This window comes from Pseudenhygromyxa sp. WMMC2535 (assembly GCF_011083025.2).
This window is the reverse complement of the sequence record NZ_JABJWV010000001.1, coordinates 7,897,944-7,909,391: the sequence shown is the minus strand read 5'-3', so window position 1 is coordinate 7,909,391 and position 11,448 is coordinate 7,897,944. Positions and strand designations below refer to the sequence as shown.

Annotated in this window: 7 protein-coding genes; 3 read left to right on the top strand and 4 right to left on the bottom strand. The window is 71.1% G+C overall.

From position 1 onward, the window contains the following. Positions 1 to 202: 202 nt before the first annotated feature. Positions 203 to 925: a hypothetical protein gene (locus G6O69_RS30615; protein WP_172307009.1), complete on the bottom strand. Its 723-nt coding sequence runs from the start codon at positions 923 to 925 to the stop codon at positions 203 to 205. A 51-nt stretch (positions 926 to 976) separates the two neighbouring features. On the opposite strand from G6O69_RS30615, the gene G6O69_RS30610 reads away from it, so the two are divergent. Continuing rightward, entirely contained in the window at positions 977 to 3,268 is a 2,292-nt protein-coding gene (locus G6O69_RS30610) for a HEAT repeat domain-containing protein (protein ID WP_172307008.1), read from the top strand. A 19-nt stretch (positions 3,269 to 3,287) separates the two neighbouring features. Further along, complete coding sequence (locus tag G6O69_RS30605; protein WP_172307007.1) at positions 3,288 to 4,022, top strand: metallophosphoesterase family protein; 735 nt, start codon at positions 3,288 to 3,290, stop codon at positions 4,020 to 4,022. Between the two features lie 199 nt (positions 4,023 to 4,221). Here the strand turns inward: G6O69_RS30605 and G6O69_RS30600 are convergent, their stop codons facing one another. Continuing rightward, positions 4,222 to 4,974: a hypothetical protein gene (locus G6O69_RS30600; RefSeq protein WP_172307006.1), complete on the bottom strand. Its 753-nt coding sequence runs from the start codon at positions 4,972 to 4,974 to the stop codon at positions 4,222 to 4,224. A 275-nt stretch (positions 4,975 to 5,249) separates the two neighbouring features. Between G6O69_RS30600 and G6O69_RS30595 the strand changes: the two genes are divergently transcribed. Continuing rightward, positions 5,250 to 6,683: a WGR domain-containing protein gene (locus G6O69_RS30595; protein WP_172307005.1), complete on the top strand. Its 1,434-nt coding sequence runs from the start codon at positions 5,250 to 5,252 to the stop codon at positions 6,681 to 6,683. 30 nt (positions 6,684 to 6,713) lie between these two features. Here the strand turns inward: G6O69_RS30595 and G6O69_RS30590 are convergent, their stop codons facing one another. Together G6O69_RS30590 and G6O69_RS42450 are read right to left on the bottom strand one after the other, a co-directional pair. Beyond that, the gene (locus G6O69_RS30590; RefSeq protein WP_172307004.1) at positions 6,714 to 8,810 is read right to left on the bottom strand and encodes a GGDEF domain-containing phosphodiesterase; all 2,097 of its coding nucleotides are present in this window, start codon (positions 8,808 to 8,810) and stop codon (positions 6,714 to 6,716) included. Positions 8,811 to 9,288: 478 nt separating this feature from the next. Further along, entirely contained in the window at positions 9,289 to 11,448 is a 2,160-nt protein-coding gene (locus tag G6O69_RS42450; protein ID WP_172307003.1) for a biosynthetic peptidoglycan transglycosylase, read from the bottom strand.

The window sequence follows — 11,448 nt, the reverse complement described above, 5'->3', positions numbered from 1 at the left end:
CGTGGGTGCCCGCAGGCGCGCCGCGCCAGGGTCGACCATGGACGCTGGGCTCGCGCTCGAGGTCGAGTCGGCCCGGATCCCGAGCGCTGAGCGACGCCGCGCATTCGTCCGGGATTGTACACGCCGCGGCCCTTGCTGGGGCAGCACGGCGCGGTCGATCGTACCCGCGAGTGGCGCGGGTCGAGGACCTCCCCGGGCGCGCTCAGCCGGCGAGCTCCTCGAGGTAGTCGTTCAGGTGGTAGAGAGTGGGCTCGCGGCCCTGGGAGGCGGCCCGCGTGGCGAGCAATTCGAGGATCAGCAGCAGGGTCTCGAAGCGGCCCGTGAGGCTGTAGTACTGGTCCTCGGGCATGGGCGGGGCCTCGTCGAGGCGCTCGAGGACCCACTCGTGATCGCTGAGCGCGGCGGGCCCCTCGGCCGGGGCGTCGGCAGGTGCTCGCTTGCGCAGGTGATAGGCGCCGTCGAGCTCGGCGCCCTCGGGCAGGCGCGGGTCGTCGCCACCGGGTGGCCCGGAGAAGATCGCCTCGTAGGCCATGTCGACCGGGGAGAAGTGCACGAAGGCTGGCTCGAGGAGCAGGCGCAGGCGTCGGGGCTCGGTGCCGTCGCCAACCCACCTCGCGCCAATCTCGCGGCAAATCAGCTCCCCGAACCACGCCCCCGCCTGCGCGGCGATCAACCGCAAGATGGGCTCGCGCTGCTCTCGGCGGAGCAGGCTCAGGTAGTGGTCGACGTAGGCGAGGGCGACGGGATCGTCCTCGAGAGGGATCCCCAGGGCGCGGTCGAGTTGCTCACGAAAGCCGCCTGTCAGCTGGTCGACCAGCTGGCGGGTTCGATCGGGACCGCCGTCCCCGGGCGGGGGGGACCCCGAGGGATCGGAGAGGTCGGACTGCGCGCCTGTTCCGCGGGTGCTGTGCTTGTCGTCCGTCACGATGTCCGGTGCAGCTTTACACTGAGAAGACCGCGGCGCTATCGTTCGCCAGTGACGAAGGTCCTAGGCTCGAGCTGGGCCGTCGACGTGACCTACGCCTGTCGATGCGGCACCCACTATCGGGCGACTCGCTGGCGTTGGATCGACCGCGAGACGATGGCTGAGGAGGCGGATCGCTGCCGGGTGGACGGACCCCTGCGAGGCCAGTGTCCGTCCTGCTCCACGCCGGCCTCGGCGCGGACCCACTGGCTGGAGATCGAGCCGTCGCGCGAGCGCGCCGTGCTCTACCTCGGGCCGCACCAGCGCCACCAGCTGGTCGAGGCGCTCGCGGAGCACCTCGAGGGCGTGCGCGCGCGGGTCGAGGCCGGCGCGCTGATGCACGCGGGGCCGTGGCTGCTGCGGCCGCTGTGGCACTTCGATGACAGCACCACGAGCGCTGTCACGGCGATCCGCGAGGTCAACCCGCGGCTGCTCGGCTCGGACCACGAGGACACGGCCAAGCGCCGCGCGCCCACGGGCTCCGGCGTGCCCAAGATCGTCGGCGCGCACCCCTGGCCCGCGCCGGTCCCGGCCAGCGAGGCGCCGGACACCTACCTCACGATGCTGAGTATGGATCTCGGCGCGGCCTCGGGGCAGGACGACGAAGAGATCGTGACCATCGATCTCGTCCTCGACGAGCCGGGCCGGGCGCTGTGGGGGCAGGCCGCGCTCCAGGTCCGGCCGATCCACCTGCGCGAGCATGGCTACCCGCTGATCGGCGTGCGCTTGGTCGCGTCCTACCTCGGGCGCATGTCACTGATCGACGGGATCGTCGACGTCGGCAGCGAGCGCGCCGCGGAGATCTTCGGCGCGCTCTCACGTCGCTTCCGCGTCCAGCTGGTGCTGCGCGGGGACGGCGTGACCTCGGTGGTTCGGCGTGAGGTCTCGGCTCGAGATCTCGAGCGCAACGCGGCGCTGTGCCTCGAGTCGGCGAGGGCCGCCCTCGCGCGCAGCGAGTACCCCCGCGAGGCCTTCGCCTCGGCCCTCGAGCACCTGCGCGAGACCCCGCTGGAAGATCGCCTGACCGGCGCGCCGCAGACCCTGGTCGCCGGCGCCTACCGTCACCTGATCTCGCCGCGCGAGACCTGGGTCGCGCTCGAGCACCTCGAGGCCTCCTCGGACAAGAAGAACCTCGCGCACCTGCTCGAGGTCGACGGCCTGTCCGTCGACGAGTACGAGGCGATCCGTCGCCGGGTGCTCGTCGCCTCCGTCGAGCATGGCCTGTGCGCGCCGCGTCGCTTCTGGCGACGGATCATCGCCTCGGGCCTCGCCGACGACTTCAACGACTACGCCTCACGCCTGGCGCGAGCGCGGGCCGAGGCGGATCAGGACGGCGACGATCTCGACACGGAGCAGCGCGCGGCCTCGTGGTCGCGGATCGCCGAGCTGTGTGATCTCAAGCAGCTCGAGTACCCCGTCGAGCTCGTCCGCAAGCTCGGCCTCGAGGCCGATCGTCCGCGGCATCGCGGCGGGACGGAGCCCTCGGGACGCCAGCTCTCGCGGCGTGAGCCCGGCGTGGGCCGGCGGGTCGCGGCGGGTGAGATCCTCGCCCGCCCCGGCGGTCGGGACGGGAGCGGGAACCTGCGCGAGCAGCTTCGGGATCCGCAGATGCGCCTGCGCGTGGCGACGGCTGCGCTGGCCAACGGCGGGACGCCCGAGTCGCTCGAGGCCGTGTTCTCGGCCCTCGAAGAATTCGACGAAGAAGAGCTGCTGGCGATCATGCCGAGCCTCGCCGAGCTCGGCACCCAGGCCGTGCCAGCGCTGCACGCCAAGCTCGGATCGCCGCGTCAGCAGGTCCGCCACGCGGCGGTGATTTTGCTCGGTATCGCGCGAGATGCTTCGAGCATCGTTCCACTGATCCGAAGGCTCACGCAGGAAGATACCCGCGTATGGTTTGATGTCGCGCGGGCCATCGGCGCGCTCGGGACGACAGCGCTGGAGCGATTGTGCGCGTTGCTACGTCAGAGCAAGCGAGGCGAGCAGTTCCCCATCGAACACCGCGAGCTCATCGGTCGCGCGGGGCGGGCGATGGCGGAGGTGGTGATTGCTGGAGGTGGACCGGACGGCATCGCACGCGACGCCGTGGAGGCGCTCGCGCAGTCGAGCGAGACAGACATCGCTCTCGCGGCGGGTCGGGCACTTGCTACACTGCACGACGTGAGCGTCGCGGGAGCACAGATTCGCGGAGAGCGATCGCTGCCAGACATCACACAGCTGCGGGGCTTTGCTCGTCGCGCCTACGAGGCGATCTTGGTCCCCGAGCTCGACATCCTCGACGAAGAGGTCGAGGCCGAGCTGCTCTAGCGTCAAAAGCAGTCCTCAAATGCGCTACGGAATCTTCAGCGACACGCACGCCAACCTCACGGCCCTCGAGGCCGTCATGCGCAGCTTCGAGGGCGAGAAGGTCGACGCGCTGATCTGTCTCGGCGACACGGTCGGCTACGGCTCGCAGCCCAACGAGTGCTGCGACATCGTGCGCAAGAACGCCAAGTTCACCATCCTCGGCAACCACGACGCCGCCGTCGCCGGGCGCATGGACTACAGCTACTACTACGACGCCGCGCGCGAGGCCCTCGACTACCACCGGCGGATCCTCAGCGACGAGAACATGGAGTGGCTGCGCAGCCTGGCCTTCATCGAGAAGGACGAGGACACGCACTTTTGCCACGGCTCGCCCGTCGACCTCGAGGAGTTCGAGTACATCTTCAGCGTCGAGCAGGCGGCGACCTGCATCCCGATCTGGGACCGCCTGGGTCAGGCCACCTTCATCGGCCACTCGCACCTGTGCAAGGCCTTTGCGATCAGCCGCGAGCGCGTGTTCGAGGTCGTCACCCGCGAGTTCGAGGTCCGCAGCGAGTATCGCTACGTGATCTCCGTGGGCAGCGTCGGCCAGCCGCGCGACCACGACCCGCGGGCGAGCTACACGATCTACGACAGCAGCCGCCGGCACTTCGAGTTCAAGCGCGTCGAGTACGACGTGGCCGAGGCGGCCAAGCGCATCTACGACATCGGCCAGCTCAGCGACAGCTTCGGCGCGCGGCTCTTCGCCGGCGTCTGAGCGCCGTCGAAGCGCGGGCGAGCCGAAGCTGCTCGCGAGACTGCCCGGGGCTCGGCCACGGGCAGTTTTCGTTTTGTCGTCGGGCGTGCGCAGCGACGCCGTGACGAGCAGCGATACGGTGACGGGCAGCGACGCCGTGACGAGCAGCGATACGGTGACGGGCAGCGACGCCGTATGAGGGAGCGGGCAGGAGTGAGGATCAGGGAGCGGCCACGCTCGCCTCGATCAACTTGGTGTCCTCGAGCTCGGGGAGCAGGGGGCTCGCCTTGGTGCCCGCGTCCTCGAGCATGCGCAGCGTGGAGGCTGCCTCGCTCGCGTCCCGGGCGACGACGAAGAGCCGCGGCTGGCGGTGACCGTGGCGGCGCGAGGGCTGGGCGCCGAGCAGGAGGGCGCCGCCGGACTCGCTCGATGCGAGGCTGGTGGCCAGCTCGATGGGCTTGGCCAGGGTCGAGAGATCTCCCGCGAGGCCTACGCGGTGACCGTCCAGTACATCGAGCAGCGCGGGGATGTTCGGAGCCTTGGTGACGGCGACCCGCGCACTGCGCGAGTCACCCGCGTCGGGCTGATCCCCAATCCAGCGCAGGCCACCTTCACGCACTGCGATTGCGACGCGCGCACGGTCGGACTGCCCCGCGCTGACCATCAGCGACGCGACGACGTTGGCCGCGCGGGTGGGGGCGTCCCCCGGGAGCACGGCGAGGGCGTAGCTGCGGGTGGACTCGTCGACCTCGAGCCACAGCCGCCAGCGCGCCGGCGGTCGACCGACCAGGCCTTCGCTGGAGCCCACTCGGATCGCCGCTGCGCCCAGCCAGCGCTCGACCCAGGGGTGAATCATCGACTCGATCTGCCACAGCGAGAAGCTCTCTCCGAGCGCACGGCGCTGCGCCTCGAGGCTCGCGAGGCGGTCGAACCAGGGCGGAGAGGAGATGGGGGTCCTGCGCGGATCGTTCATGGGCACTCCAGACGAAGGCAGGCCGACGGCGAGCGTCGCGCGGCGAGCGGTCGAGGGTTTGTGGCATCGCCCGCATGCGCTCGGCTTCTGGGGTGCTTTGGGGTCCCCTGGCGAGCGTAGCGAGTGACGTTCACTCCGACTCTAGCAGGGGCGAGACATATCGTCACTGGTAAACTGTGTGACCGGGGCATCTTTTTTTTGCCCTGGTGATCCCCGGATACGAAGCGCTGCCAGGGCGGTATCGGGTGGCCAGCCTCGTCTATGCTCACGCTTCGATGCCGCGCTTCGAAAGCGAGGATCGCTTTTGGGAGATCGAGCGCGAAGGCAGGATCCTTCGCATTCGCTCCGGCAGGATCGGTGAAGCCGGAGACGATACCCAGCGGAGCGAACACTTCGTCGCTGTCGCCAAGCGTCAGTTCGACGAGGCGATCGCAGCCAAGCTCGCCGAGGGCTACGTGCAGGTCGAGGACGTCGGGCTGCGGGACTTCCCGCGCAACGAGAGCCTCGAGCGTCGCTTGCTCGAGGAGCTCGATCCCGACAGCGAAGGCGAGGCCGCGATCGCGTGGGCGGTGCTCGGCGACTGGCTCGACGCGCGCGGCGATGTCCGTGGCCAGCTGATCGCCATCGACGAGGCGCTGCGCCGCTTCGATGAACTCGCGGGGGCAGGGGGCAGCGAGCTCGAGCGCAGCCGGCTCGAGGCGCACCGAGATCGTCTGCTGCGCGAGTGGGTGCCCAAGTGGATCGGGGATCTCGCCCACCTGTGCGGCAAGGAGCGCCCGCTCGAGGTCACCTGGGATCACGGCTGGATGGCCGGCCTGCGCCTGGGGACCTTGCCCGGCCGCCTGGATCTGTCGAGCTGGCGCCTGGGCATCCGCGATCTGGTCCCCGTGCTCGAGCAGGTGCTCGAGCACCCCCTCGCCGGGCTGCTGCGCAAGCTGGTCCTGGCCGAGCTCGATCCCCGCGGCCGCCGAGACTATGGCCAGGCGCTCGCGGTCCTGGCCGCCCAGCCGCGGCGCGCGTTGATCCGCCTCGAGCTCGGCGCGCTCACCCAGGAGGACTGGGTCCGCGACGTCAACGGCAGCTACAAGCAACGCACGGTGCTCACCCGCGCGGGCTTCCTCGAGCCACTGGCCGAGCTCGAACGCTGGGCGCCGCGGCTGCGAGCGCTGCGGATCATCGGCCGTCAGCTCGGCCCGCTGCCGCCCATGCCCCAGCTGCGCGCGCTCGAGCTCCAGGTGCCGACCTTGACCGTGGGGCTGCGCTCGAGCCTGGCCAACAACCCCTGGCCCAAGCTCGAGCGGCTGTGGCTGCGCTGCACCGACGTCTACGATCCCTGGTCGCGGGAACAGCTGGGCAGCGGGGCGGAGCTGCGTCGGCTGCTTTGCGGCCTCGCCGGTCCGCTGCGCGAGCTCGGCGTCCAGGGGCCGACGGCGCTGGTCACCGTGCTCGAGTTCATCGACGAGCTCGAGCTGCGAGCGCTGCGGCTGCCGCGGCTGAGCGAGCCCGCGGCGCGGCTGCTGCTCGAGCAGGCCGGGCGCCTCGACAGCGTCGAGCACATCGTGCTCGAGGACGCGAGCTGCGATCCGAGCTGGCCCGAGCTGCGGGCGCGCTTCGGGGCGCGGATCGTCTCGCTGCGCGGCGCCTTTGCGGAGCTCGAGCAGCCCGATGGCCCGGGGCGCTGGCTCCCGGACCGCGTCTGGCGGGGTTGAGCGCGCGGGGCTGAGCGCGAGGGGGGGGGCCTACTTGAGGATCCGGCGCTCGATCAGCTTGGCGGCCAGGTCCCGCGGCACGGGCTTGGAGAACAGGTAGCCCTGGGCCTCGGCGCAGTCGAGCAAGGTCAGCTCGTGGGCCTGCTCGTGGGTCTCGACGCCCTCGGCGACGACGCCCACGCCGAGGTTGTGGGCGAGGCCGACGATGCTCGGGACGATCGCGGCCTTGCGATCGTCGATCCCGACCATGTCGACGAAGCTCTTGTCGATCTTGAGGCCGTCGATCGCAAAGCGGTGCAGGTAGCTCAGCGAGCTGTAGCCCGTGCCGAAGTCGTCGATGTAGAGCTGGATCCCGCGGTCGCGCAGGCGCCCGAGGATCCGCGTGGCGGTGGTCGGGTCGTCGATCAGCGTGCTCTCGGTCAGCTCGAGCTTGACCGAGCGCGGGTTGAGGCCGGTCTCGGCCAGGACCTTCTCGATGTCGGTGACCAGGGTCGGCGAGCCGAGCTGGTGTCCCGAGAGGTTGATCGAGATCGAGACGTCGTTGGCCTCGGGGTAGCGGCGGTGCCACGCGGCCATCTGCGAGCAGGCCTCGCGGAACACGAACTGTCCGATCGGCACGATCAGCCCGGTCTCCTCGGCGAGGTAGATGAACTCGACGGGGCCGATCACGCCGCGGCGGGGATGGTTCCAGCGGACCAGGGCCTCGAAGCCGGTCAGCTTGCACGAGCCGAGCGCGACGATCGGCTGGTAGTAGACCTCGAACTCCTGGTTGACGATCGCCTCGCGCAGCTGCATCTGCGTGCGCAGGGTGTTGAGCGCCTCTTGGCGCATGGCCGAGTCGAAGGTCGAGCTGCGCGACTTCCCGCGCCGCTTGGCGCGGCTGGTGGCCACGCCGGCGTCGCGCAGGACCTCGGCGGGGCGCTCGTAGTTGCGGCTGCTGTTGGTGATGCCGATCGAGGCCGTGGTGAAGATCGTCTGCTCGTCGAGCTGGAAGGGCTGGCGCAGGGCCTCGTGGATCGCGTCGGCGAGGGTCGAGGCGTCTTCGAAGCGCTCGATGTTCTCGAGCAAGATCGCAAACTCGTCGCCGCCGTAGCGGCAGACCAGGGCGCCCTCGCTGACGCAGCCGCGCAGGCGCTGGGCGAGCTGCGCGAGGATCTGATCGGCGGAGTCGAGGCCGATGCTGTCGTTGAGCACCTTGAAGCGATCGAGGTTCATGAACAGCACCGCGAACTTGAACTCGTCGTCGCGGCGGGTGCTCTCGATCGCCCGCTCGAGCCGCTCGATGAGCACGCGGCGGCTGGGCAGGCCGGTGAGCTCGTCGTGCATGCCCGAGGCCGTGGCGTCGCTGCGCTTGCGCCAGTTGATGTCGGTCAGCGAGCCGGCGAGGGCGACGGCGCGGCCCCAGCGATCGCGGCGCACGAGCCCGCGGCTGAGCACCCAGCGGAAGTTGCCGTCGCGCTGGCGGATGCGGTGCTCGAACTGGTGGATGTTGCGGCGGCCGTCGATGTGCGCGCGGATGTCCGCGCGCAGGCCGGGCAGATCGTCGTGGTGGACGCGCGAGAACCAGGTCTCGCGGCTGTCCTCGAAGGACTCGTCGCTGAGTCCAAAGAGCTGGTGCCAGCGCGCGGAGTAGCGGACCTCTTCGCTGCGGAGGTCCCACTCCCACAGGCCGTCGTTGGCGGCCCGCAAGATCAGCTCGTGGCGCGCTCGAGCCTCGTGCAGGGCGACGTTCGTCTGGGCCTGCTCGAGCGCGTGGCGGATGCTTCGCTCGAGCATCCGCGGCTCGAGATCGTCGAGCCCGAGCACGTCGATGGCTCCCGCGGTCCGCATGCGCTCGCGCGAGCTCTGGCCATCTAGGCACAGGGCGAGCAGCGGGGTCTCGTCTCCGCTGTCACTGCGGCGCACGTGCGGGTCGAGGGTGCTGGCGTCGACCAAGAAGACGTCGACCTCGGCGTCGCGGCGATCGAAGTCGAGCGCGGTCGGGTGCACGGTGGTCGTGGTGAAGCGCCACGCTTGCGCAGCCTCGAGCGCCGCCGTGACTCGCTGGGCGATCTCGGCTTCGGCACCGATCAACACGTGGGCCGTGGGGCGGTCGTCCTGGATCGTGCTCTTGCGGTCGCCGGTCACGTAGGCTCAGGTCCCCTTGCGCGCTGATCAGTCTTCGAGGTGCCGACGAACGAGGTGGTCACGGCGTGACCCAGGCGGCGGTCGTGCCGCGCAACGCGAGCGGCGATGAGACAAAGTGAGCGAGGCGCTCACGAGCGGGCCCTCATTTCACGGGTTGCTGGCCATGGTCGTCAAGCCCCGCAATTTGCGTAGCGGCGCACTCGGTCAGCGAGGGCGGTGAGATCCTCGCAAAGTCCGCGACTTCCCGACCTGGGTCCAGGCCGAGACCCACCTGGCGGAGGGTGAAGCTTCGATCACGCTGTGCGGACGAGCGGTGCTCGGCCACCGCGGAGCTCACGGCGTCGGGAGCCAGGCTGGGCGCGTCGTGGGCGCGTCGCCACAGAGACGGTCGGCCGTGGGCTGTGCGAGGCGCGATCGAGTCGATCGCGCACGTCCAGATCGACCGGCGCCGGCGAGCTCGGGCTCAGCGCGCGGGGGCTCAGAGCTCGGGGTGCGGGAGCAGCTCGAGGCGCGCGGCGTTGGTCGAGTTGGCGCGCTCGCGGGTGATCAGGTGGCGGATGCGGAGGCGGTGGACCTGGTGGCGAAGGTGCGCGCGCCACTGCTGATCAATGTCGCCGTCGGCGAAGCGCCGCGAGTAGGCGACGGGCGCGGGGGCCAAGCTCGCGAGGTGCAGGGCCTCGTGGAGCTCGAGCTCCCGGGCGTCCTTGCCAAAGTGGTAGCGGGCCGCCTCGGCGACGCCGTGGATCTCGGGGCCGAGCTCGATGATGTTGAGGTAGACCTCGAGGATCCGCCGCTTGTCGACCTCGCGCTCGAGCTCGGCGGCGATCAGCGCCTCGGCGAGCTTGCGGGTGATCGAGCGATCGATGCCCAGCCACAGGCTGCGCGCGGTCTGCTGGCTGATGGTGCTCGCGCCGCGGCGGACCCGGCCCTCGAGCACGTTGAACCAAAACGCCCGCTCGAGCTGCTCGCGGTCGAAGCCGTCGTGCTCCCAAAAGCGGGCGTCCTCGAGGATCACGAAGGCGAGCTCGAGGTTGGGGACCTCGCGCAAGCTGACGAAGTCCTCGTCGCCGGGGGCGAGGGTGCGGCGCTCGACCCTGCCCGCGCCGGTCACGAAGTCGTGGTGGTAGACGCCGCGCAGGCCGTCGAGGTCGACGCCGGGGCCGAGGCGCTCGACGCTGCACGCCTCGAGCACGGGGAAGTCGAAGCGCAGCTCGCCGGGGGGCACGAAGGCCTCGTGCTCGGGGAGCACCAGCTCGCCGTCGACGAGGTTCTTGGTCCGCGCCGCCGCGAGCTCGGCGAACTCGATGTCGAGGCCGAGGTGGACCTCCAGCTCGCCGCGCAGCTCTGTGCCCGCGAGCACCGGCGCCGCGCCTTCGGGCAGGGCGTCGAGGAGCTGCTGGCAGGGGAACTCGGGGGTGTCGAGGGCCACGCGCAGGCCCTCGTCGTCGTACTCGCCGGTGATCTGCGCCCAGGCGCCGGCGTGGGCGACGAGCAGCTCGCCGCTGGTCCGCGCGCCGGGGATCCCCGGGCCGCGCTCGCGGCGGAGCTGGCCGTCGAGGTCGAGGGTCTCGAGCTTCAGGGGGCGGGGCGCGAGCAGCTCTCCGCCCACGCCGAGGCCGCGCAGCTCGATCGACTCGAAGCTCGCCTGGCTCAGGCCGGGGCCGCGATCGATGATCAGCCGCCCGTCCATGCGCGCGGCGTCGAGGTCGAGCTCGAGGCGATCGCCGAGGCGATCGGAGAGCTGGCGGCCGAGGAGCGCGGCGATCGGCTCGAGCAGGGCGAGGGGGAGGTCCTCGGCCTCGAGCTCGAGGCGCTCGCCCTCGCCGGCGCGGGACAAGCTGAGCCGAGCCTGGCCGCCGGCGCTCTCGCGCAGGGCCACGCTCCCGCCCTCGGGGCCGACGCGCCCGAAGATCTGCAAATTGTTGTGCGCGGGGGCCTCGTCCCGATCGGCGAGGGCGAGGTTGACGGTCCCGGCGAGCTCGAGCTCCCGGGGGCGCTCGTCGGAGGTCGCCACGCTCATGTCGGCCCGGACCCAGGCGTTGTCGTCGCCGTCGCCGAGCTCGACGCGGCCGCGGGCGAAGATCGGGCCGTCGCCCGGGAGCTCGACGCTGGGATCGCGCAAGGTCGCGGTGAGGCCCTCGCTCAGCTCGAGCTCGGCCTGACCGCGGACCTGGACGTGGATCGGGACGCCGCGCAGCTGCACGAGCATGCGGGCCAGGGGATCCGCGGCGGGGGGATCCTCGCGCGTCTCGCTGGCGGGCTGCTCGGGCTGGGAATTTTCGCTGGCGGCGGGCTCGCTGGCGCTGGGCCGGGGGCCGCCGCGGCGAAGGAGCGCGCGCAGCCCCTCGATCTCGACCTCCACGCCGGCGCTGCCAGGGCGCACGCGGATCGAGTCGGCGTGCACGTGCCCGCGCTCGCCGGGCAGGGGACGATCGACGCCGCGCAGCTCGAGGCCGCCGAGATCGAGGTCGATGACGAAGCGCTCGCCGGCGCCGAGCCGGTCGCGCAGGCGCTGGTGGGCCGAGGTCTCGGCGAAGGCGGGCGCGCTGGCGGCCGCGGTGGCCAGGCCCATGCTCAGGACCCAGGCGCCGATCGATCGGCGCCCACGCGGGGACTTGGCAGAGGAGCGGTGGGCCAC

Coding starts and splice junctions, on each gene's coding strand:
- G6O69_RS30605 (WP_172307007.1), top strand. CDS start 3,288: ATGCGCTACGGAATCTTCAGCGACACGCACGCCAACCTCACGGCCCTC.
- G6O69_RS30600 (WP_172307006.1), bottom strand. CDS start 4,974: ATGAACGATCCGCGCAGGACCCCCATCTCCTCTCCGCCCTGGTTCGAC.
- G6O69_RS30595 (WP_172307005.1), top strand. CDS start 5,250: ATGCCGCGCTTCGAAAGCGAGGATCGCTTTTGGGAGATCGAGCGCGAA.